This window comes from Bacillus sp. UNCCL81, from assembly GCF_900112535.1.
GTDB lineage: Bacteria > Bacillota > Bacilli > Bacillales > Bacillaceae_G > Gottfriedia > Gottfriedia luciferensis_B.
Genome location: NZ_FOMF01000012.1, coordinates 1 through 24,819, shown reverse-complemented (window position 1 = coordinate 24,819; position 24,819 = coordinate 1). Strand labels below are relative to the sequence as shown.

General features: G+C 32.8%; 21 protein-coding genes. 20 read left to right on the top strand and 1 reads right to left on the bottom strand.

Annotation, left to right across the window (positions count from 1 at the left end; genetic code table 11):
• The first annotated feature begins 51 nt into the window (after window positions 1–51).
• From BM319_RS20620 to BM319_RS20530, 18 genes are all read left to right on the top strand, one after another.
• Window positions 52–1,164, top strand: coding sequence for a hypothetical protein (locus BM319_RS20620; RefSeq protein ID WP_091024487.1), 1,113 nt, complete (start codon window positions 52–54; stop codon window positions 1,162–1,164).
• A gap of 494 nt (window positions 1,165–1,658) precedes the next feature.
• Window positions 1,659–4,100: a VirD4-like conjugal transfer protein, CD1115 family gene (locus tag BM319_RS20610; protein ID WP_091024481.1), complete on the top strand. Its 2,442-nt coding sequence runs from the start codon at window positions 1,659–1,661 to the stop codon at window positions 4,098–4,100.
• Window positions 4,101–4,119: 19 nt separating this feature from the next.
• Window positions 4,120–4,548, top strand: coding sequence for a hypothetical protein (locus BM319_RS20605; RefSeq protein ID WP_091024479.1), 429 nt, complete (start codon window positions 4,120–4,122; stop codon window positions 4,546–4,548).
• A complete protein-coding gene (locus BM319_RS20600) occupies window positions 4,548–6,671 on the top strand; it encodes a pLS20_p028 family conjugation system transmembrane protein (protein WP_091024478.1) in 2,124 nt (707 codons plus the stop codon). The genes BM319_RS20605 and BM319_RS20600 overlap by 1 nt, the downstream gene beginning before the upstream one ends.
• Window position 6,672: 1 nt before the next feature.
• On the top strand, window positions 6,673–6,981 hold the full coding sequence (locus BM319_RS20595; protein WP_091024476.1) for a DUF5592 family protein: 309 nt from the start codon (window positions 6,673–6,675) through the stop codon (window positions 6,979–6,981).
• Window positions 6,978–7,616, top strand: a complete 639-nt coding sequence (locus BM319_RS20590) for a TraC-like domain-containing protein (RefSeq protein WP_091024474.1) — start codon at window positions 6,978–6,980, stop codon at window positions 7,614–7,616. Before BM319_RS20595 ends, BM319_RS20590 begins: the two co-directional genes overlap by 4 nt.
• Before the next feature lie 13 nt (window positions 7,617–7,629).
• Window positions 7,630–9,588: a VirB4 family type IV secretion system protein gene (locus BM319_RS20585; RefSeq protein WP_175495659.1), complete on the top strand. Its 1,959-nt coding sequence runs from the start codon at window positions 7,630–7,632 to the stop codon at window positions 9,586–9,588.
• Between the two features lie 4 nt (window positions 9,589–9,592).
• On the top strand, window positions 9,593–10,699 hold the full coding sequence (locus BM319_RS20580; RefSeq protein ID WP_091024472.1) for a bifunctional lytic transglycosylase/C40 family peptidase: 1,107 nt from the start codon (window positions 9,593–9,595) through the stop codon (window positions 10,697–10,699).
• Between the two features lie 10 nt (window positions 10,700–10,709).
• Window positions 10,710–11,285 carry a YddI family membrane protein gene (locus BM319_RS20575; protein ID WP_091024470.1) on the top strand — a complete coding sequence of 192 codons (576 nt, stop codon included), beginning with the start codon at window positions 10,710–10,712 and terminating at the stop codon, window positions 11,283–11,285.
• A 19-nt stretch (window positions 11,286–11,304) separates the two neighbouring features.
• A complete protein-coding gene (locus tag BM319_RS20570) occupies window positions 11,305–12,168 on the top strand; it encodes a coiled-coil domain-containing protein (protein WP_091024469.1) in 864 nt (287 codons plus the stop codon).
• A 277-nt stretch (window positions 12,169–12,445) separates the two neighbouring features.
• The gene (locus BM319_RS20565; protein ID WP_091024467.1) at window positions 12,446–12,694 is read left to right on the top strand and encodes a hypothetical protein; all 249 of its coding nucleotides are present in this window, start codon (window positions 12,446–12,448) and stop codon (window positions 12,692–12,694) included.
• 7 nt (window positions 12,695–12,701) lie between these two features.
• On the top strand, window positions 12,702–14,342 hold the full coding sequence (gene mobP2, locus BM319_RS20560; protein ID WP_175495658.1) for a MobP2 family relaxase: 1,641 nt from the start codon (window positions 12,702–12,704) through the stop codon (window positions 14,340–14,342).
• Window positions 14,343–14,351: 9 nt separating this feature from the next.
• The gene (locus BM319_RS20555; protein ID WP_091024464.1) at window positions 14,352–14,813 is read left to right on the top strand and encodes a hypothetical protein; all 462 of its coding nucleotides are present in this window, start codon (window positions 14,352–14,354) and stop codon (window positions 14,811–14,813) included.
• Window positions 14,810–15,076 (top strand): hypothetical protein, encoded by a 267-nt coding sequence (locus BM319_RS20550; RefSeq protein ID WP_091024462.1) that lies wholly within the window; start codon window positions 14,810–14,812, stop codon window positions 15,074–15,076. Before BM319_RS20555 ends, BM319_RS20550 begins: the two co-directional genes overlap by 4 nt.
• A gap of 25 nt (window positions 15,077–15,101) precedes the next feature.
• Window positions 15,102–17,537, top strand: a complete 2,436-nt coding sequence (locus BM319_RS20545) for an LPD25 domain-containing protein (RefSeq protein WP_091024460.1) — start codon at window positions 15,102–15,104, stop codon at window positions 17,535–17,537.
• A gap of 11 nt (window positions 17,538–17,548) precedes the next feature.
• Complete coding sequence (locus BM319_RS20540; protein WP_091024553.1) at window positions 17,549–18,532, top strand: toprim domain-containing protein; 984 nt, start codon at window positions 17,549–17,551, stop codon at window positions 18,530–18,532.
• A gap of 100 nt (window positions 18,533–18,632) precedes the next feature.
• A complete protein-coding gene (locus BM319_RS20535; RefSeq protein ID WP_091024458.1) occupies window positions 18,633–20,795 on the top strand; it encodes a type IA DNA topoisomerase in 2,163 nt (720 codons plus the stop codon).
• Window positions 20,796–20,898: 103 nt separating this feature from the next.
• Window positions 20,899–21,300 carry a hypothetical protein gene (locus BM319_RS20530; RefSeq protein WP_091024456.1) on the top strand — a complete coding sequence of 134 codons (402 nt, stop codon included), beginning with the start codon at window positions 20,899–20,901 and terminating at the stop codon, window positions 21,298–21,300.
• Between the two features lie 272 nt (window positions 21,301–21,572).
• On the opposite strand, the gene BM319_RS20525 is transcribed toward BM319_RS20530, so the two are convergent.
• Window positions 21,573–22,508: a hypothetical protein gene (locus BM319_RS20525; protein ID WP_091024452.1), complete on the bottom strand. Its 936-nt coding sequence runs from the start codon at window positions 22,506–22,508 to the stop codon at window positions 21,573–21,575.
• An 875-nt stretch (window positions 22,509–23,383) separates the two neighbouring features.
• Between BM319_RS20525 and BM319_RS20515 the strand changes: the two genes are divergently transcribed.
• Together BM319_RS20515 and BM319_RS20510 are read left to right on the top strand one after the other, a co-directional pair.
• On the top strand, window positions 23,384–24,028 hold the full coding sequence (locus BM319_RS20515; RefSeq protein ID WP_091024448.1) for a hypothetical protein: 645 nt from the start codon (window positions 23,384–23,386) through the stop codon (window positions 24,026–24,028).
• Window positions 24,029–24,079: 51 nt separating this feature from the next.
• Window positions 24,080–24,322: a hypothetical protein gene (locus tag BM319_RS20510; RefSeq protein WP_091024446.1), complete on the top strand. Its 243-nt coding sequence runs from the start codon at window positions 24,080–24,082 to the stop codon at window positions 24,320–24,322.
• Window positions 24,323–24,819: the final 497 nt, after the last annotated feature.

Below are 24,819 nucleotides of genomic sequence, written 5' to 3'. Positions count from 1 at the left end.
TACACAAAATTTTGTGTATCTATTCTTTTTAATGAAAAGGATGTGAACTAAATGCTACAAGTAGTATTTACCCAATTGAATCATAAGATGTTTCAAAAATCTGAGAAAATCGATTTTATTGAAGCCGTACAGAAATCTGCAGAACTCGAAAAAGTCTGTCGAGAAGATAAAAAGGAATTAGCCGGCCATTTTTATTTAATTGAAAAAGATAGTGATGGTTCGCCAATTTACACAGGAACGTTTCAGTTTGGTTCCTATAAAGCCCCAAACCTTTACCAACATATTAAACAAAATCTTGAACAAATGAAAATCAATAAACAGCACGAACAAGATAAATTAATCCTTTTGTCTAAAATGGAAGATTGTCTTCCAGATGTCTTTAAATTAGAAGAAAAAAATGAGCATGTTCATTTAATTGGTCTGGATCAAAGTAGAATATCAAAACTAAAAAAGTGGCAAAGACGTACAATCTATTCAATTGCAGGGATCGCATCACTAACTTTAGTTGGAACAGCTATGTTTATGAGTTTAGTAATTAGTAATGGTAAACATGATGTACTGAAACAAACCAATCTAGTAAAAGAACAAACGAAAATAATAAATCAGTATGAACATGCGTTACTCGGTGATAATGCGAGTATACTAAATTATTTTGGTAAACATAAAAAAGACTTAACAAAAGAGCAAACTCAGTTGTATGCCAAATTACTGTTAGATCAAAAAAAATACAAAGATGTAGTAGATCTCTATAAAAATGATGTTGGTTTCGTAGAAGCATTGATCTCAACCAAAGGCAGTATCGATCAATTGAGAGAATATAATGCTAGTTTTCCTACAGATGAAGGGAAATTCGATTTATTGTTTGCAGATAAGAAATATACGGATTTACTTAAGCTAACAAAGGTTGAAATGACTGTAAAAAGAAGTGAGATGAAAACATATGCTTATCTCAAAACCGGTAACATTCAAGGAGCAAAAACCGAGTTATCGAACAATAATAATGAAGAATTAAAACAAAAAATTACCAAATATGAAGACTTAACAAAGCAATTAAAAGATATAGATACGGCAATTTCCATATCAAAGGAAAGTAAAAAGAATGATGACGTCAAGAAACTAACAGATAGGAAAAATGGATTGCAAAAACAATTAATGTCAATTTAAGTAATAAAGATTGTGCCTGTTATATGAAAGTTCCGTTTAATTTCTCAACATCAATTATTAAAAATGAATTTGCAATGACTGACAAGGTGTTTATGGTTATATGTAAAAATTTAGTATTCATATTTCACGCAAATTCGGTGGACGAGGCAAGTAGATATATTACGTCAAATTACATCGACCCAATAAATTCGCATGTAGCAATAATTGATGTCACAAACTCGAACCTTGGTCTGATGATTAATAAAGAAAGTGCAGATAAACTCGTTAAGAATATACGAAGGTTATTGAGTGAAATATAAATTTTCATAATTCAAGATTTTAAAATTTATATAGTCGTTAAGTTCTGGGTAACAAATGTTATCACACTGCTCCTTTCTTTGTTTATTGGCTATTACTAACAATTTCTATATTGTAATTGTATCATCAGTATAAAACAGAAACTTAGGAAACTTGATATTATAGTTTCCATTTTGACATTTACAGAAGGAGAGCCTATGTTAAAATATTTTGAAAAAAAAAATACATTAATTGGTATTTGGATAGGGACTTGTTTAATTGTCTTATTTTTATCAACAATGGTTGGTAATGCTGTCGTTTCACTTTTACAGTCTTTAACTGACTTCGGTCATCCCCATACACCCCATCTTGAAGTAAAAGACTTTTTTTCGTTTCAGTTAAATATCCTTTTCTATTTTTTATTGATGTGTCTTGCAATTTTTTGTGCAAGTATCGTAGTTTACAAGATTCGTTCGAACTTTGCTTCGTTAGAAAAAGGGCAGAAAGGGACATCACGGTTTACAACATTGGATGAATTACAAAAACAGTATCGAGCAGTACCTGAGAAAGAAGAAAAGTTCCCAGGTGGAGGAGGGATTCCAGTTTCTCGGTACCAGGATAAAATTTTTATAGATGATTCACCAGTAAATAATTTAATAATCGGGACAACTCGTTCTGGTAAAGGGGAAACCTTTGTCTTTTCAACAATAGATCTATATAGCCGTGCCGAAAAACAGGCGTCAATGATACTAAATGATCCAAAAGGAGAATTGCTTGCAGCTTCAAAAGATACTTTAGAAAAACGAGGTTATCATGTCGAAGCACTTAATCTATTAGACCCTCTACAGAGTATGTCTTACCAAATTCTTCAGTTAGTGATCAAACACTATAAACAAGGTAACTATGCTCAAGCACAACAAAGTGCAAACTCAGTTAGTTTTATGTTGTTTAATGATCCGAATTCGAAAGATCCATTCTGGCAAAATTCATCTATTTCACTTTGTAATTCCTTAATACTAGCAATTTGTGATAAATGTATTAAAGAAGGAAGAGAAGATCAAATTACTATGTATTCCGTTGCGAACATGTTAAATACGTTAGGTGGTAAAACAATCAAATATAATGATGGTTCAGAAGACAATGCACTAGATTTATATTTTAGAAACTTACCAGATGATAGTGCTGCCAAAATGCAGTATGCTACATCAAATTTCGCTTCTGGTAATACAAGGGGAGGAATTTTCTCAAATACATCTTCAAAATTAAGTATCTTTACAATTGATAACGTTGCAAAGATGACAGCTAAGAGTAGCTTTGATTTAAAGAAGGTGGGATTTGGTCGAACAGTTGTTGGAACTTCAAAACCATTAACACGTATTAATATGGAGTTTCCAAATGGTGAAATCGAATCGATACGGACCGATGCAAATGGTAACTTTGAATTGAACTACACGAACACTATCGAAAATGGAGAGACAATTGTATTTAGAGAAAAGGAAAAGGATCGTTCATTAGATGTAATGGTTACATCAATTGATAAAGAAGGAATAGTAGAATTTACTTGTGAAGGTGCGAGTGAAGTCATTCGAATTCAAAAAATCGACTCCTATCAAAAACCGATTGCTGTATTTATGATAACACCCGACTCAGATCCTTCACTTCATGTCATTGCTTCTCTATTTGTTACTCAACTTTATACAGAGTTATCCATTAATGCCTCTGTCACAAAGGGTGGAAAATGTTTGAGAGAAGTAGTTTTCATATTAGACGAATTCGGTAATATGCCGACAATTCCAAATATGGATACGAACTTAACAGTTTGTTTAGGTCGTGGTATTCGATTTAACTTAATTATACAAGCATATAGTCAATTAAAAACGAAATATGGAGATGCCTCGGAAACAATTGATGGTAACTGTAATAATACCATCTACATTCTAACAACAGACGAAACGACTGCAGAACGGATCTCGAAAAAATTAGGAGAAAGAACGATTACTACTAAGAGCCGTAGTGGTCATACGTTATCGCTCGATAAAAGTAAAACAGAGAGTGTAGATGGAAGAAGATTATTGACATCAGTAGAGTTAATGCAACTTCAAGAAGCTGAAACCGTTATTATTCGGATTATCAAACGGCAAGATTTAAATCGAAACCGTATTACACCTTATCCAATCTTTAATTCGAAAGAAACGGCAATGAAGTATAGATGGGAGTACCTATCTGAGGACTTTGATACGGACAAATCAATCAATGACATTGATATTCGTTGCTTGCATGCAGATGTGAATTTAAAGAAATTAATCGTTAATTTTAACGGAAGTAATAGAAACCCTGTTGAGGAAGGATTTCAAGATTTAGATGAGAAACTTGGCCAATATGTTAAATCGAACCAAGAAGAACCCCACCAACCTGATACGTCAGATCCTGCAGAGCCTAAACTAACAGATTGGCGACAAATGGATATTCAAACGTTTTTCAAAGGTGATAGCTTAATTTCTTTCATTGAAAAACATGAAAGTGATATTCGGACTATGAATATTCTTGATTTTAATGATTTACTAGTCAATTTACGAGAAACGAATCAAATCAAGATGAATATCTATACGGCAGTGATTGATAAATACAAAGCTTTAATTAATGAATATGAAAATAGTTAACTACTGGAGGTAAGGAAAAGTGAAAAAAAAGATTAGCAAGCTACTAACAGCGATGATAGGGCTCTGTTTACTAACCATCATTTTAACAGCTTGCGGGAAGACCCCTTTTAATGGAGAGGGAAAAATCATTAATATTGATGTAAAAGAGTATCAACAGTTTGTAGATGGTAAAAAAGACGGATTTGTTTATGTAAAGCGTCCGTTTCCTGAACAAGAAAAACGATATTTAGATCAATTAACTAAAGTGGGGAAGGAAAAACATTTTAATGTTTATGTTATTGATGGTGGTTTAGATCTTTATAGCAAATATATTCATCAAATATCTAGAACGATTGTTTACTATAAAGAAGGTACCGTAAAATCTACTGTAGATCTTGAGAAATTTGAAAAAGAACAAGTAGATTTAGCTATCAATCAATTTCTTCAGGATGTGAAGGAGAATGAGTAATGAATGAAACGGCCCAAATTTTATTAAAATTTTCAGACCATCTAGAAATTTCAAATCCAATTAATTATATGTTTAGAATTATTGGATGGTTAATTATTAATGGTTTAGTTTGGTTAGTTGATTCACTATCGAATGTAACGGATTCCATTTTAAAGTTAAAATTATTTTTCACAGACAATCAAATACACGATCTAATTGATCTCTTAAAGCCATTATCGATTACGTTAATGGCTTTTTCTCTTTTATATTTAGGTTATTTAATAATGTTTCAAAAAAAAGTGAATCGAGAAGCCATTGTAGTGAATATCTTTATGGCTCTTGTTGTTTTTACAATTTTAGGAACAGGGATGGAAAAGACAAATAAATTTACAGACCAGGCAATTGAAGGTTTTGGAATTTCAGGTACTCAATCCATTGCGAAACAAATTGTAAAGGACAACATAACGGATGTTTCACAATACGATTTAACTAATTGGGAAACAGTGAATTTAGATAAACCAAATAAGATTCCAAAAGATAATATATTAAACATTTCGATAACAGAACCAATTAATAAAGATTTTCAATTTGATAATAATAAAGAATTGAGTCAAAACGGGCAGTATGTTTTTGAAAATAAACTTAGTTACGGAGATAGTGGTACACCAAAAGAAGTCGAATTAGATAAAGGATTGTTCACGTTCGATGAAAATTATTACCGTTGGGATTGGAACTTTTGGACGATTGCAATCACGTTAGGGGTTATGGCGTTTACCATGCTGACAATTGCGATTAAGTTAGCTAAGTTATTTTTTGAATTAACATTCAATTATGTACTGGCTACCATCATTGCGTCAGCCGATATCCATTCAGGCCAAAAGACGAAACAAGTTATTCAAAATATCCTTAATATCTTTATTACAACCATCATGATATTTATGTCGCTTAAGATTTATACAATCGGAACTGGTTTTATTACGCAAAAACTTGATGGAATTGCCTATGTAATTGCATTATTCTCATTCTCTTTAGCTGTGGTTGATGGGCCAAATATCGTTGAGCGATTATTTGGAATTGATGCAGGTCTCAAATCAGGTTGGGGAGCACTTGCAGGTGCATATGGTGCTGCGAAAGGTATGAGTAAAGGAGTTAAAGGTATTACAAGTTTAACAAAGTCTTTGGCACAAGGTGGTGCTAATACAGTTGCAAGTATGGCTGGTGCTGCGAAAGGACTATCATTTAATCAAATGAATTTATCAACTAATCAAGATTCTAATGGTACGATGAACAATCAAAATGATTTAACTCAAAATAGTAAAGATGACAAACAAATAAATGAAACAAATAACGAACAGGCTAGCTTAGAAGCGAATGCAGGAATGGGACAAGTTGCTTCATTCCTCGATCAAGAAATGGATCAACAACAGGCACATAATAATCCAAATCAGCCAATCGGTCTACATGAAGAAATGAATGCAAGTGGTGTAAATACACCATCTTCTGAAATGGAAAACCAACCAGGGCAGTTAGGGGAATCTACACCAATTGGTTTACATGAAGAAATGAATGCTAGTGATGCAAATTCATTATCTTCAGAAATGGCGAACGAACCAGGACAATTGGGCGGCGAATCTTCACCAGCTGGCTTACACGTAGAAATGAATGCAAGTGGTGATAATTCTTTAACTTCTCATATAGAAAGCCAAGTAGGGTCAGTTGAAAACGCCTCAACTAATGGCCTACATCAAGAAATGGATAAAGAAAATTCAATCGCAAGTGTAAGGTCAGATGAACAATCCAATGTCCAAAGTGGATTACAGAAAGAAATGAATAATAGTCAACCAGCGCAAACGACAAGTAATCACCTTTCATCGAGTGTTTGTACAAACGAGCCAATGAAAAATTCATCTGTTTCATCAAACCAAAACGGGCAACAAATAAGTCCAGCTAGTGCCAATAGTCGTAAACCTATGCAAGAAACTAGACATGTTGGCCAAGTGATAAGAGATCGATTCACTCAAGCGAAACCTGTTCAAAGTGTTCAACGTTCATATAAGATAGGTGAAAATACTGGATCAGCGCTTCGTAATAGCATCGCAAATTATCGAGATAAACATCGAAATAGTCGAAATGAGGAGAGATAATATGGCGAATTATCGGATTCCGAAAGAGGTTACTTCTGAATTAAAAATTAATAAAGCAATTTACCTATTTGATCTATTTTTCATCATGGGTTTATTACTAGGGGCAATGGTTTTGGGGAATCTCGTTATAACTTCCTTAAAACAATTTTTTTATGTCTTTGTTGGTATTGTCGGACTTGTTTTCATACTACGTCCATACACAAACCCTCAAAAACGGATGTATCAAGCTGTGTTAATCGCTGCTTCAAGAAAAAAAGAGACGTATTGTGCGATCGATGATCCTACGAACGAAAGGAATGAGAACCAGTGAGTTTGAATGAAAAGACGGTCAATCTTTCACTCGTTGAAAAAAATAATCCAGTAACGAGTACACCAGCTATATTTGATGAAAGTCAAATAATGATGAAGAAAAAACAGAATGAAGATAAACCAATCATTAAAAAGAGTATTGCAGACATCATTCCAGTGATTGATCTAACAGGTAATGGATTTATTGAACTGAGAAATGGCGAATTCATGGAGATTCTACAGTTAACCACAAAAGATGTGTATTCGTTAAATGAAGAAGATAAAAATCTAAACATCTATTCATTTGCCTTTTTCTTACAGTCGTATTTAGAAGATATGAAGATTGTACCGTTAAACTTTCCTGTCGACACAACCATTCAACAACAACATATCCAACGAAAACTAGAACGTACAGATAACCAACTGTATGTTCCTTTTTTAAAGAAAAAGCTAGAGGAATTACGATTTATTGAAAAGAATCGCACGAATCGAGAATATTACTTGTTTCTTTATTCAGAAAGTGAATTTACTTTAAAGAATAAAGCCATTCAAGTTGAACGATTGTTACAACGGACAACACCAATCAGTCTTTTAAGTGAGGAGAAGAAGATAGCGATTTTGTACAAGCTGAACAATTTAAATTCAAAGACTAAGTAAGGGTGAGGATGAAATGAAACTTTTAACAACAGTGTTTTCACGGGTTAAACAAAGGGAAACAAATCTGACAGATAAAGAAAAGAATGGTTACAATCCGTATCTAGTAGCTGAAATACAACCGCAAGGTGGGATTAAATTTGAAGAAGCGTTCATTCGAAAAGGTGATGGTTATGAAACATGCATCCATGTATATGATTACAATACATTAGTCAGTGATATGTGGTTAGAGCCGATTTTAAACATGCCCAATGTTGTTGCGACCATTGATATTTCAACACCTAATCGAAAAGAAATTGTCGACTCGATTAATAAGTCGATGGCTGAACAAAACGTTCGACACGCCACTGCAAAAGATAATATTGATCGCATCGATGCCAGGGAAAGTTTCCAGGAGTTAAGTGAAATGTATGATGCCATTACACAAGGTGAAGTCATGAAACGAATTCATCTACGTCTCTATATTAGCGCAAAAACACTCGATGAAATCGAGAGAAACGCAAAGGATGTTATTGAAAACTTAGAAGCTCAGAACTTCCGTGGAAGTATCTTCTTAAATGAACAAGAATATGAATGGGAGGGACTTTTTACAAGTTACTCGACACAGTTGAAGTATACGAATAAACGAAAAGGAAAAGAGATTCCATCTCTTTCTCTTGCAGGTGGATATCCTTTTCATTTCACATCATTAGATGATCCTTACGGCACTCATTACGGGACAACAGCTACAAAAGGTAATGTCATTTGGGATTTATTTCATAGTGACAATCGAAGAAAGCATTACAATGCGTTAATGATTGGTAAAATGGGTTCTGGGAAATCGACATTACTAAAGAAAGTTGCATTAGATAATGCGATTAAAGGCTACTATACACGCATTTTAGACATTACTGGTGAATTTGAAGGGCTAGTTAAACAATTAGGAGGTAAAATAGTCGCATTAGATGGTAGTGAAGGGTTAATTAATCCTCTTCAAGTGTATGCGACTGCAATCGATGAAGATGGTGAAGTCAATGAAGAAGGTAGTTTTAGACAGCATTTAAGTAAATTAAACGTCTTTTATCGTTTTTTAAATCCAAATGCTCCTGATACAGAGCTTAAAGAATATGAAAATCTTTTACGAAATTTATATGTGTTAAAAGATTTATGGAGTGAAGATGCGTCGATTGACATTACAAAGAAAAAAGCAATTGAGTATCCGATTTTTTCAGATTTTCTTTCGTATGTACGAGACGAATTATACAGTGATTTTGATAAAAAAGTCCTTCGAACGAACTTAAGTGAAGATCGAATTAAGCGATTAGGTGATATTGAATTAAACATTGATAACATGGTAACGACTTATGGCCAACTATTTAATGGTCATTCCAGTATCGAAAATATTAACAAAGAAAAAGTCGCTTCATTTCCACTTCGACACTTGTCTGCGATGAAGCCGGAAATCTTTCAAGCGCAGTTGTTTAATCTCATGAACATGTTGTGGGAAGGGATGTTATACAATGGTTCTCCTCAGTTTCGAGCATTTAATAAGAAGCAATTACGCTTCGAAGATGCCATTCGTTATTTGATCTTAATTGATGAATCTCATCACATCATCAATACTCGAAAAGGGTCTGAACATGGTGTGGAGTACATTGAACGATTTATGAGGGAAGCACGTAAATATTTCGGTGGCATCTTCTTTGCGAGTCACTTAATCACTGACTTTGTACCTGAAAATGCGGATATAGGTGCAGCAGAAAAAGTAAAAAATCTATTTCGTTTAACACAATATAAAATCATTGCGGAACAAGATTCCGAATCATTGAAGAAGCTACAAGAAGTCTTTGTGAACCAATTAACAGAGAGTGAATTAGCTCAAATTCCTTATTTAAATAGAGGAGAAATCTTCTTAAGTATCTCAGGTGTAAAGAACATCAAATTAAAAGTAGATGTGTCAAAAGAAGAATTAGACTTGTTTGGTGGGGGTGCATAATGCTATGCACTTTATATTAAATTTAATTCCTAAAAAGTTTTATGTATATGGTGCCACGATCCTCATTGTTAGCCTGCTCGTGCTAATTATGGGGATTTTTACTGTACTCGTCAACAACACTTCACAACAAGGAACAGATTTCGGAATAACATTCGATACAACAGGATTTGAGATTGGAAGTGCGCCATTAAATGAATTAGTAGAAGGTTATCGCGATGATATTTACCGAGAAGCAATGGCCAACGGAATCTCTCAATATACAGACCTAATTCTTGCCTTAATGATGCAAGAAAGTGCTGGTAGAGGAAGTGATCCAATGCAATCTTCAGAGAGCTTGTGTGGTTATATTGGCTGTATTACTTCACCACAAGCGTCCATCACACAAGGTGTAAAACATTTCAAAAATGTAATGGAAAGTGCAGGACAAGACGTATTGCTAGGGCTTCAGTCTTACAACTTTGGCGGAGGTTTTATTGATTATGCAAAAGAAAAAAACGGTGGTAAATACTCGAAAGAACTAGCGATTGAGTTCTCGCAAATGATGTATAGTCAGTTAGCATACACAGGGAATTATTCTTGTGTTCGAGGTGATTCAGTCCCAACGGGAGCCTGTTATGGAGATCCCTTATATGTAGATGCAGTATTAAAATATTATCATACAAAGAGTGTTGCAGCACTTGATAGTTTACCTTTACATGATGGAAGTGCACTTGCAAATGCGAGTGGAAAATTAAAGCTAGTTTTAACAGAAGCATACAAATATGAAGGCATGCCTTATGTCTTTGGAGGTAACAATCCGGAAGAAGGATTTGATTGTTCTTCTCTTATGCAATGGATTTTTAAAGAAGCTGATGTGAATCTTCCACGTACCGCAAATGAACAATATAAAGCTTCAACTAAGATCACACAAGCTCAATTAAAACCTGGTGACTTAGTCTTTTTTAGTGGAACATATAACGCTGGTGTAACAGTAACACACGTCGGCATTTATATTGGAAATGGAAAAATGTATGATACTCATAGCGTAGGAGTAGGTGAAACTGATTTAACTAATTCGTACTGGAAATCACATTTATATGCTTATGGACGAGTGGCCAATTTTGATAATTAGGATGTGAAATATGGATACGATTAAACTAATAAAATGGCTAGGAGTCTATTTACTTATTTTTCTAACAGCTATAAATTTATACTTTTTTGTTCATCAACAGAAAGAAAATAGCAATCTATCTAAATTAAAAGAACAGAATATTTCTCTTCAAAATAAAAACATGAAAATGAAAGAAGAAGTAAATTTATTTTCTCCTACTAGTCGAGAAAAGCATTATCAAGCGATGATCGAAGATGCAAAATTATTTGTTCACTCAGCTTATGTTCAACAAAAAGAAGGGTATTCTGAACGCCGAATGGCTGCGGAAAATATCATGACGAATGAATTATGGAAACGATTTTTCCCGGCAGATACGACGTACCAGGACCAAATTCAGACAAGCATTTCAAACGAACGATATTATGTTCAAGAACTAAAACCGAATCAAAATCAAGTCGATGTGATGGTTACGTTTACGCATCAATTGAAAGTTGTTGCGACTGGAAATGTCGATAAAACAAACTTAATTGTCGTTGTTTCTTTTCAGAAAATGGGTGAGAAGTGGATAGCGACAAACATTAAAGATGTTAGTGATTCAACAAAATAAACAGAGAAGGACGAGGTAGATGTTTAAACGAGATCGAGTGAACTTGCGAAAAAAATCATCTATTTTTTTTATGGGAATCCTGCTTTTTGTGACATTAGGATTCTCATTTTTTTTATCTTCAAAATTCATTTTTACTGAAAAGATACCAATTAGAAATACAACAATCAATGAAGAATTATCGATTCCAGGTAGTGGTTCGGTCATCATTCAATCATGGTTGTATGATCCGTCGAAGAACGAAATGGAAGTCACACTTCTGACGAAAGATATCAAAAATCTGGAGAATGATGTGCTATTTAATGTCTTTCAACGAAACGGAAATTCGAATGGTTTACAAGTAAAAACGGTGTTTAATGATGATGAAATTTACGTCTTAAAAATCTATGGACTATCAAATGAATTTCAACAAGTAGCATTAGATGTCATCAAACAAACGGATGATGAGTTTAATGAAATGGAACAAACGAGTCATCAAAAATCGGAGAAACATAAACAAGTTTTAACAACACTTTACGTAGATCAACGAAAAGTAAAACAAGAAAAAATTGACGTAAAAACAGATAAAGAGTATGAAGTTTATCTATCTGATGTGCTCATTGAAGAAACAAATCTTCAAATTAAAAAGGCTAAAAATGATATCCAAAATGAAGAAACAAAGCAACAAACTATTCAAAATGAAATCAAAAACAATGAAGAGAAACTTATCTATCAAACAGAAGATGAGAAGGCAGAAACACAAAGTATCATTGATGGATACCAACAATTAATCAATGAATCAAGTGAAAAAAAGAAACAGTTTGAAGAAAAAATAACGTTATTAAATGAAAAAATTGAGAAGCTAGAATTGAAAAAAAGAGAGAGCAATTTAAGTGGGAAATTGTAAGATGAGAAGTGATTTTTACTTCTCTTCTCTTTAATTTCTAAAATTCAAAAAAGCCTATAAAGCGCCTATTTCGCATTTTGAAAGAGCCTATAAAGCGACTATCGGTCAAAAAAATACGCCTACAAAGCGCCTATTTAGCGATTTTTTGAGTACCCAAGAAAACACTAGGCTTTGCCTAGTCCCACAACCATGTTGGGGGCAGTTTTTCCTTATGCTCTTTCTCTTCGGTTTTAGTGTTTGGCCATATTCAGTTCATTAACAAAAAAGGAGTATAGAAATGGAAATAAAAATTAGAAATCTAGATCCAGTGATTGTGAAAAAATTTGATGAGATGGCAAAGAAAAGTTCAATCTCACGAGATAAATTATTATGTTCAATCTTAACTAAAATTGCAGTAACACCTGAAGTAGATGAACGTGAAAAAAGATATGAACAACTAATTGTGAAAAATATTGAGATGATGGAATTGATGAGTCTTGAAGTTGGGCATTTACGAAATATCATTACAGAATTAATGGAAGAGTGATGACTACATGGCAACAACGAATCGTGCAGCAAGTGTAATCGTGAAATCAAAATTTGTGTTACCTAGTAATACCACCTTTCAAACCTATATTGATTACGTAGATCGTGATGAAGCAAAGCGAAATGAAATGTATGAAGACTATTCGAGCTATAGTCAAAAGAGTCTTGTTCTTCAAAAAAGTAATCAAAAAAAATTTATTCAAGAGAAAGAACTTTTAATTGAGCGATTGAAAGAAAATGTTAAAAGTGAAAAAGAAAAAATCAATAAACTGTCAGCTAAAAAAGAACTATACAATGAGTATCAAGACTACTTGGATGATCTAAACTCGGTACAAAAACTATTTGCTTTTCAGTCTGGAATTTTTAGTTTTAGAGAGAAAAAAGAACTACAAGATACCTTTAATCAATTAGTTCAAAATCATAAATCGTATGAACTAGATTTTGCGATTGAAGAAAAAATTTTAGAGTTAACCACAAAACAGATTAGACTGCTTGTTAAACCAAAACAAGTAAAAATAGATGAAACAATCGAACGGAAACAAAACTATCTTCTTTACTTGGAAAAACGAATTGAAAAAGAAGTAAATGTGGTAGGTCAAACAAACGAACGTTTAAAACATTTTGATTCCTATATGGACTATATGGGCAACCCAGAAAAGACGTCTTCATTGTTTACGAGTAACACAAATCATTTAGATGATAAAGAGAAACTCGAAGTTAAAAATATTTTTCAAAATGCTTATGATAAAGGAAGTATCATGTGGCAAGATGTTATTAGTTTTGACAACAAATGGTTAGAAGAACATGGATTGTATGATTCAAAGACGCATGTTGTTGATGAAGAAAAAATGAAAGATGTTGTTCGTCTAGCGATGAATGAGATGTTAAAAAAAGAGAACATGGAAGATAAATCATATTGGTCAGCAGCCATTCATTACAACACGCAAAATCTTCATATTCATATCGCAACAGTTCAACCTGAACCAACGAAAGAAAGAGGGAAACGGAAATTAAAATCATTAGACACGATGAAATCAAAAGTCATTAACAATATAATGGATCGTTCTCATCAACAAACGAAAATTAATGACATCATTCGAAAAAGTATTGTCGATTCAAAAAAGAAAGACAGTACTTTTTCATTTAAGAATCGTTCCTTTAAAAAAGATTTTCTCGCAATCTATAAAAGACTTCCCAATGATCGTAGACAGTGGTCATATGGCTATCAATCGATATCAGAAGTGAAACCAATGTTAGACAAATTATCAAAAGAATATATCGGAAAATATCACAAGAAAGACTTTCAAGATCTTCTCAAAAAATTAGATAAAGAAGTTGAAGTCTATAAAAAAACTTACGGAGAAGGAAATGCAAAACGATATGAGAATTATAAGGAGAATAAGGTAAATGAACTATATAAACGCTTAGGAAATGCTTTTTTACAAGAGATAAAAGAGTATGATAGGGCTCAAAAAAAATTAGAAGAATCGCTTAAAAAAGGTTCTTCAAAGAGAGAGAATTTGAAAAGAAATGCTGGTTTAAATCAATTGAAGTATGGCATTGATCGCATGTTAAATAGTGAATATAAAAATTGGAAGAATCAAATGGCATATCAACGTCTACAACAAGAAATTGAATTTGAAAGGTAGTGTAATTGAATGAAAGAGGAAAAAAAACAATTTAGAGTATCACTCAATGAAGATGCAATGGATTATATTGAAGAAATAAAAAGAGAACAAAATATTGGATTTAACGGAGATGCAGTTGCATTTTTGATTAAAGATCATCAACGGCTAAGAAGAGAACAATGGTCACTTAATCATATTTCTAAATCTGTCATGACGATATTAACGGATTCGATTAATCAAAATATACGAGAAGAGTTAAAGCGAGTCAGACTAGGGACAAACAATACAGATCGAAATACTCAAATCTTAATCGAACTATTCAATGGATTAATCTATCATCAGGATATTCCTGACATTATCACAACTGAAGATATAAAAATGGCTGCAATTAAAACAGCTGAAAATATTGTTCAAGAGAGAATAGAAAATAAACGACAAAGAAAAATTGATTGGGAAGAAAAATATCAAAAAAAGGAGGGGGCAATAACATGACAGTATCATTAGGAATTGTCAAAATGGTAGGGGAAACTGAGGTAATCTTATCAAAAGGAAAGGAAGATTTTGTGATTCCATTAACGCCAGATGAAGTGAAATGGTTACATTTTAAATTATTAAGTGAAGATGAGTTAATTATTCCATTTGATGAAAATTCAAAAACATTAATAGAGGATTTACCAATACCTTCTGAATGGAACTTAGAAGAATTACAGGGCGACGATAGTTATGAAGTTGATGAAGAGGGTAGAGTAATATAAAAATAAATGGAAAGGATTGTTAAAAATGGCGATAAAAGCGTATCAACCTAAAACCTCTGAAGAACGACAAAAAGAGATACATGATCTAACAGAACAATTGAACCAAAAAGTAGATTTCTATTTTCATTCATCTGAACAATTAAAAGAGTACCTACTATTTAAATCGAAATTCTACAATTTTTCGAATCGAAATGCAGCGTTAATCGAAAATCAATTCCCAGGGGCAGAAGCTGTTGGGAATTTTCAATTTTGGAAGAAAAGTGGATTCACAGTCAACAAAGGTGAAAAAGGCATTAAGATCTTCAAACCAATGAAATTTGACTACTTCAGACGTGAGAAAAATGGACCGAAGATCCCAATTAGTAAAGCAACAGAAGAAGAAAAACGATTGATTCAAGAAAAGAAAATCAAAATCTATACAGAATTAAATTATACTATTACGCATGTGTTCGATATCGCGCAAACAAATGCGAGGGCTGAGGATTTACCAAAGCTTTTTCCAAATAGATGGTTAGAGGGCAAAGTAAAGGATTATGATTTAGTCTATCAAGCATTAGAAAAAATTGCTGATACTAACGGAATCAAAATTGTAGCACCATATGAAGAGTTAGGTGCAGCAAAGGGTGTTTGTTACTCAGAATTAAAACAAGTCGCCTTAAATCCTAGAAACAGTGAACTACAAAATGTAAAGACTTTGATACATGAACTAGTTCATGCTGTTCTTCATACCTTGGAAAAGCGAAATGACTATAATCAACATGAACGAGAGTTCCAGGCAGAATTAACTGCATTCACAGTAGCTTCATACCTAGGGCTAGATACATCTGAATATAGCTTAAAATACATTCACTACTACACTCAAGATGAATCAAAATTCGAAGATAAAATTCGTTTGTTAGATGAAGTAAAGGAAACTGCCCATTCGTTTATTGAAACAATCGAATCAGGGTTAGTACAAGAAAGAAATCAAGGACAGGAAAAAGAGGAAACGCTAGAACCGAAAGTCGTTTTTGAGTACTCAGACATAAATGAAGTAAAACAAGGAACAGAAATGACCTTTAAAGAAGCGAATGACTTCTTATTTCAGTTTAACCAGGAGCTACAGAAAACGATTAATGAAGATGGTACCCTTAGACTGAAAAATAATGAATGTTTTGATGTATCAGTAAAATATAAAGTGATCGACGTTGAGGGAAATATCTATACACCTCAAACGTTTATGATGTCAAAAATGGAAGAGAACCAGCCGTTTTCATCCATCGCAAAACAAATTTACATTCAAGAACCAAAACTATATAAAGAGCTTTGTGAAACTTACTTACTGTATGGGGGAGAAAAAGTAGCCCATAAAGTACAAAATGAAAATGACCTATCTCTTGAAGAAATTCGAGAACGTTATGGTCATTTTTATTATGTTCAAAATAACATGTCCAAAGCTGAGTTAGTTCCTATTAAGGATATGACGGATGAACAGATCCAACGAGTGTTTACAGATCAAAACTATCTCAATCTCTTTAATCAACCAGGTATGTACGAATTAACAGATGACAAGGAAATTCTTAAACAAATTAATCAGTTTGATGGAAGAATGCTCGGTTCTGATAAAGTTATCATCACTGATAAACACATCACAGAGCCAATGGGATATGTTGTTTGGAGTGAAGCAGTCATTACGAAGCAATTAATGCCTTTGAAAGAATTGGATAATGTCTTACAAGAAGCTGAGTTTGAAGCAAAGCATCATCTTGGGTATGAAAAAACGAGAGTCCATTATCTATACCCTAATGAAACTGGTGAAATGATCGTAAGAGCAATGGACAGAATTGATTTCGGAGATGGATCTTTCAAATCGATTGTTGATGAGTTAAAGAACCATCCTTCACACAAAAAAGATCTTGAGTATATGCAGTCTAAATGGGATATACAAGTAAATAGAGAAGCTGGTCCAGTCTTAACAAAAGAACATGTAAAAAAACAAATTGAACAGTATGTAGTTGAAAGTTTACAAGCAACAACTGAGATAAATAGAGGACTTCGTGCATATGGAAGTACTCGTTCTGAAGAAAATGAATGGATGGTTGATAAGTTTACTCATATTGCGATGAAAGAAGAATTTTACAAGAAAGAAGACGTAAATGGTATTCGTGAAAGAACAACTTCTAATTTTTATAATGAATTGCACAAAAAAGATCAAGAGAAAATCCATACGTTAGAAACAGACTACACAACGTATCTTATCTTGCTTCAAAAAGAAAAAAATGGCCCTTTGACAGAAGAGGTGATTCTTGACCGTTTAAATGCCGAAAACGCGTACTATCAGTCAAAAGAAACGTTACTGTCAACTGGTGTCATGACAAAAACTACAGTTGGAAAGATGGAAGAAAAGGTATCAGCTCTTTTAAAGGATCATAGCCTACAAACATCATTTGCGAAACCATTCGCACATGAAATGGAAAGGTAGTGGATTAGTTGGTGGCAACGTCAAAATATGTCTCATCAGACGAGATTTTAAGCGCTAAACAGATTCATTTAATCGATTATTTAGAAGCAAAAGGCGAACAGCTAAAGAAAGAGAGTGGAGCCAGTTATTATCGCCACCAGGAACATGATTCGCTTGTCTTTAAGGATAATCTCTATTATTGGAATAGTAAGCAAAAGAAGGGCGTAGGAGCTATCTCTTTTGCGATGATGTATTATCGATTAACCTTTCCAGAAGCAGTGAAAGAAATTAATGACTTAAAATATAACGAAAAAAATAGAGAACAACGTCAAATTGAACTAAACAAAAAGCAGGGGCCATTTCGGTATCCTGCTTTTTTAGATGTCAAAGAGACAGACGCAATACAAAACTACTTAGTAAATGAACGTAAAATCAATCCTCGCTTGGTGGATTGGTTAATAACGAATGAATTTATCGTCCAGGATCAACGGAAAAATGTCGTCTTTAAGTGGAAAGAACAGGGTGGTAAAGGCGAAGTAGTAGGGGCTAACCGTCAAGGGACAATCAAAATGGATAATAAGAGAGGCAGTTTCAAACAAATACTTCCGAATGGAAAAGAGCATAGTGGATTTACGATTGATATTGGTAAACCAACAAAGGTTATTGCGTTTGAAAGCCCAATTGACCTATTGTCCTATTGGTCCATTAAACAAAACAACTTAACGAATGTACGATTAGTGAGTATGGATGGATTAAAGCCTAAAACCATCGTTGAATCGCATATTGATGCCAAAAAAGAAGGACATGTCATTGAGAAATGGGTACTTGCGGTTGATAATGATGAAGCTGGTTTGAACTTTATAGAAACCATTAAGAAATTAGTAAAGCCATCTGTACTTGAAGTGGATCTTCCAAGTGAGAAAGATTGGAATGACCAATTAAAAAAGCAAATGAAAATAGCCAATATGAAGCAATTAAACATGAAAAATAATACCGAATTAGTATTAGAAAGATGAAAATAGAAAGACTGATTTCATTTTATAATTAGTCTTTCTTTATCTTATTAGAAGAAAATATCACGTACCGTAAGGGTTAATAAAAAAAGGAGTAATATAAATGAACAGAGTGGTCATTTTAGCCGAAAAACCATCACAAGCAAAAGCCTACGCCGAGGCCTTTTCAGTAAAAAATAGAACGAAAACATCCATCGAATTAAATTCATGCAGCACATTTCCAAACGGAGCAACTATTACATGGGGAATTGGACATTTAGTTGAGCTAAAACAACCTGAAGAATATAACCAGGAGTGGAAAAAGTGGAGTTTATCCTCCTTACCGATTCTTCCAGGACAATATGAATTTAAAATAGCTTACGGAAAATCAGAACAATTTAACGCCGTTAAAAAGTTATTTAAAGAAGCAGATACTATCATAAATTCTTGCGACATAGACCGCGAAGGAGCAAACATTTTCAATTCAATTTTGAACTTAACAGGTGTTAAAAACAAACAAATCAAACGGTTATGGATCAATTCATTAGAAGTTGATGAAGTAAGAAAAGGGTTTGCGAATTTACATGATAATCAAAAGGATCTACTACTATACAATGAAGCAAAAACAAGACAAATTGCTGATTGGTTGGTTGGCATTAATGGCAGCCGTTTATATACGTTATTACTTCAACAAAAAGGTTTAAAAGATAGCTTTTCGATTGGCCGGGTTCAAAGTCCAACAGTATATCTAATCTATCAACGACAATTAGAAATAGATAACTTCAAACCAAAGTCTTTCTATGAGATTGAAGGGGATTTTACCGTTGGCAACGGTAATTTTAGGGGAAAGGCAAAGATTAAAAGTGAGAAAAAAGAAGAAGTACAAGCAATATTAAATCAACATCATATTTCAGGACAAAACGAAGGATTTGTAAAGTTAATCACAAAAAAAGAAAAGCGCACTAAGTCACCAAAATTACATTCACTTTCAACTTTACAAGCATCTGCGAATAAAATGTGGAAAACGAGCCCTGCGAATGTTCTAAAAACAATGCAATCTTTATATGAAAAGAAATTAGTCACTTATCCTAGAACAGATATGCAACTCATCACAGAGAATGAATACAATTATCTGGTCTCAAATGTAGAAAACTATCAAAAGATTGTTGGACAACAATTTGATTATTCAAAAGTACCAAACAAACGTTATGTTGACGGTTCGAAAGTCCAGGAGCATTACGCCATCATTCCAACTAAAACCATTCCTTCTGAAAGTAATTTACAAGACTTAACAGGAGACGAAAAGAATATATACCTTGAAGTATTAAGAACAACACTTGCAATGTTCCATTCGGATTACATTTATGAGGAGACAAAAGTCGTGACAGATGTCAAAGGTCTTGAATTTGAGACGACTGGCAACACAGAAATAAGTAAAGGTTGGAAAGAATTATTTAAAAATAACGAAAAAAATGAGAATCAAACGAAAAATGAAGGCTCACAAGCCTTACCAGTATTTCAAATAAACGAAAGAGTAGTAAGTATTGTGAAATTAAAAGAAGGAACTACAACCGCACCTAAACCTTATACAGAAGGTCAATTGATTTCAATGATGAAAACATGTGGTAAATCAGTTGAAAATGAAGAAGAAATGGAGATTTTAAAAGAAGTGGAAGGGCTTGGAACGGAAGCAACTCGTTCTGGGATCATCGAAACAATCAAGAAACATGGTTATATTGAAGTGAAAAAGAATATTGTTAGCGTCACCGAAAAAGGGAAAATTCTATGCCAATCAATTGAAGGGAATTTGTTATCAAGCCCCTCGATGACTGCAAAATGGGAAGGTTATCTTCATAAAATCGGGAGTGGTGAAGGTTCACAAGATGTCTTTTTATCAAACATTGAAAAGTTTTTAACGAATTTAATTAACGAAGTTCCGGGACAACTTAATTCCGATTCCATTAATAAAGGGATTGAAACAGTACAAAAAGCAGACGAGATTGGTCAATGTCCGAAATGCAAAAAAGGTTCAATCGTTCATCGAAAAACATTTTATAGCTGCACAACATATAAAGATGGCTGTAAGTTTTTGATTCCTGGAACATTTTTAGGAAAATCCATTAGTACTTCAAATGCTCAAAAGTTATTAAATGGAAAGAAAATAGGACTAATTAAAGGATTAAAAGGAAAATCAGGTAAAGAATTTGACGCCTATTTAAAACTGAATCAAATTGGTAAGATTGAATTTGAATTCAACAATCAGAAATTTTTTTCTCAAAAAAAGTAGTATAAACTTATCAGTATGAGGAAAAGCAACACTACTCCCAGGTTTTTCTTACAAAATAGACTGACATGAAGAGAAGAATTTTCAATAAATTAATTGTTTTGTTGTGGATAGTGATTCAAAAGAGTCTACACCAGGAGAAATCGTCCTTGCAACCATGGATAAACAACTTGGAATGTCTACATTTATTTTAGAAACAACAAACGGATATCATGTTGATTTTGTATTGGAAAAGCCCTTATATATATCAAATCGTAAAAATTTCATTGGATTAAAATCTGCAAAACGAATCTCTGAAAATATTCGACTAGCACTTGCTGAAATTTTACTAGGCATTGATACATGTTGTAATCATTTTGGGTTCTTTCGTATGTCAAACAATGAAAACCTGGTTTGGTGCAATGAAGAGTACATACATCAATATACGGATTTAATGGATTGTTCTATTGATCAAGATAAAGGACATCGCCGTAACATGTTTACATTTTTCTCGAATTCGTTACCGTAAATCAATCAAATTGACCAGGAATGGGGACGTAAAGTCCATTGTATTACTGTGAATAAATTCCAATTAAAACAATATGCAGGATTTTATACAAAAATCAGAGAATCAAATAAAGGTAGTTTCTCCTACAGCCCATAAATATCAACGATGTATAAAAAACAGTATATCGTAAGAAAAAACCAAAAAGCCAATTCCTTGATGCGTAAGGGATTGGCTTTTTACCAACTTCCGTTAAGAACTGTTATGTTAACTAGATTTGTATATTATATTCATGATTAAAACGAAGCATCTGAACCATTATAAATAGTAAAACTGTTAGCAGAATTTGTGATTTGAATATCAGCACCAAAAGTTTTTCCTGATACTCCTAAAGTTATACTTGAAATTGAAGCATTACTCCAAGTATGAACATAGAAAGTTCGTGCTTTTCCGTTATAGTTTGCAAAATTAGAATCATATTGTACACCAGCTGAAAATCCATGTCCTAAATAAGTTGCATCTTCCGGACCGATCAATCCAAGTATATCTACTAGCTTTATTTTATCTTGATAATCAAACGCCACACCGTATTTTCCATTACCATGGCTTGGATTTGAAGTACTAGAGCTCCATCCATTGCCATCATTCCAAGTTCCATAAGAACTTAATACAGAAGTATTGTAAGTGCCACTAGTATTATAATAAGTTACTCCTACTGAATCGTATCCTCCTACATTTTTTGTTTCACCTACATATCCAACCCAAGCATTTGTAATATCATTAAACCAATGAGTATTTTTCCAATAACCACCACCAGTTACATCCCATCGTTTAGTAACTGAATCATATGTAATCCAAGGTGCGTTCATTGTAATATCTGAACCTTGTGAAGACAGTATCGTAATAGTTTTTGGGGTACTGTCTGGTACTTCTAATAAATAAATTTCATCTTTACGTAACTCAGCTTTTAATTCCTCTTGAGTAATTTCTGAAGATGCCAATTTAGATAATTTATATTGAACCATTTTAGTTCTAGTATCTAATTCATCTTTAGATAAATTTACTTTAAAATGGTTTGCATATTTATTTGCTAAATCATGTTTTGCTTTTACAATATCAAACTTTTTTGGCTCTGGAGATTTTTCTGCTGCAAACGCTGAATTACTAAACAAACTCAACCCCAAAATCATACTTGTTGTAACTACTAAATTACTAATTTTTCTTTTTACCATTTTTTCGCCTCCTTTAATTTATAACACGGAAACTTTGTAGCCTAGACAGTAATTTATTACTAAATTACCGTCTAGGCTTAGTTACTAAATATTTAATTTGATGAAAGCTTACCGTAACTTGAAAAAATTACCATTATTATGTTATTTCATCTCAAAGTGATTCATGACCAATTTCCCATAAGAAGTTATTTTTCAATTTTGAAGGAATACAGGCAACGAAAACGGAATATACCACAATATAATTACTGGTAAAATTCCCAAAAAAAGAGGTGTAATTTAAATGTCCTTAATATTTTTAACGCCTATATTGGTTATTGTTATAGGAGTAATTATTTATTCATTGGTAAAAGGTAACAGTGGGCTAAAGATTATGATAATTGGTATTCAATTTTCTATAATAGGTTTAGGAATAATTCTTATAAATGAATCTAACTTAACTTTGATTGGATTTGTTTCATTGTTACTTGGTTTACTTATATCAACTTTCGGATTAGTAAAAAGAGATTAACTAACAGAGTAATAAAAAAGGATCTTCAAGTGAAGATCCTTTTTTATTACCGATAACTGTTTTTATGTAAACTAGATTTGTATATTACATTCATAAGAAATGTCTTTCAATAAATAAAATAGCTTACTCTAAAAATAAGTGTTTAGTTAATTCTAAAAGACTATTGGATTATTTAAATTTTAATATCAATTTTCTATCTGCAAGATTTCTTAATTCGTGTGAAATTAATAATCTTTTTTGAGGTATTTTTAAAATTTCCTATATATTTAGCTCAAATATTGTCAGAGTGTTCTCGATTGAGTATATTTACTTTTTTTAAAAATATTTATAATAATGCACCGTATTATTTTATTTTGGGAGGACGTTTATGAAGAGATTATCATTATTTATTGCTTTCGTTTTATCATTAACAATGGTTTTACCAGGCTTTGCTTTTGCAGCATCAGTTGAACCAAACTGTATAGGTTGCGAGCCACAACCAGATCCAGATCCTTTACAAGACCCATTTGAAAATGAATGGTATCCCGAAGTTGATTATTCACAAGATATATATTTTAATATTAGTGATCAGGACACATATAGCAACGGCTCTTATACATATTTACCCGAAGTTGTTGCTCCTCCAGATGATGGTATCCCTACTTGTTCTAGAACTTTTTATCATGCTGTTTCAACTGTTCCAATGCAAATTACGCATGTTTCAGGTGACTATTATTCTTTAGCTTGGGGGTTTTTATTAACACCAGAAACCCAAGCATATTTGGGTTCATTAGTAACTGTTTCGATGCCTACTGCTACAATAAATGGTCAGGCAATAAACCCACCATATGGTCCTCATAAAAACTATTCTTCTTCTTATAATTTTCACGGTAGTTTGAAAAACTATAATTACAAAGGACAATCTGGTGGAGGAACTTTAAAAAAATATGATGTTATTTACTTTTATTGGCTAATAAATAGTGTAAGTGATCCTGACAAAGGAGCATATCGTTATATACGATGTAGAATTTAAATTTATTTAAAATTTTAAATACAATCTAAAAATGACTAAGAGGTTTTGGATATGAATATTAAATGGAATAATGAAAATGTTACTTTTGAAACCCTAAGGGAAGCAGAAGTATGGGCGGAATCACTAGCAAATGAAATACATGGACGGATTTACAATGGTTATATAACTCCTGATTGTAAGATAGCGTATGTTCTTGCCTTTAAATTAGCTTTAAATAATTTCGAAGTTCACACAGAAGAAGATTTCATAAATGAATCACCAATTTATAAGGTCTGGGTTAATTTTACTGATTAATATGAGATTATCGATTATCCTACAGAAAAAGGATCTTCTACTTGGAAGATCCTTTTTTATTACCTATAATCCTCTTTATGAAATTAGAGTACAAGGTGATGGAACAACTTTTATATTTTCAGAAAAAAGTTAGCTAGTACAAAAGTAAAAGTATAATATTTTACTTTTATTTATTGAATATATATTTTTACCGAAGACTTCGGTAAAAAAGAAAAAAAGAGTAAAGAACCATAAAAAAATAACGAATGAACTCAGCAAGGGCTACCACCAAGGTCCGTAAGAAAGAGCATAAGGAAAAACTGCCCCCAACAAGGTTGTGGGACTAGGCAAAGCCTAGTGTTTTTATGGGTACTTAAAAAATTGCTAAATAGGATCTTTATAGGCTCCTTTTTTCACCCAATAGTCCTTTTATAGGCTCTTTAAAAACAGCAAATAGGCGCTTTATAGGCGCCTATTTTTTATGAAAAAAAGTCTAAAGTGAGATCATATTCATTTTT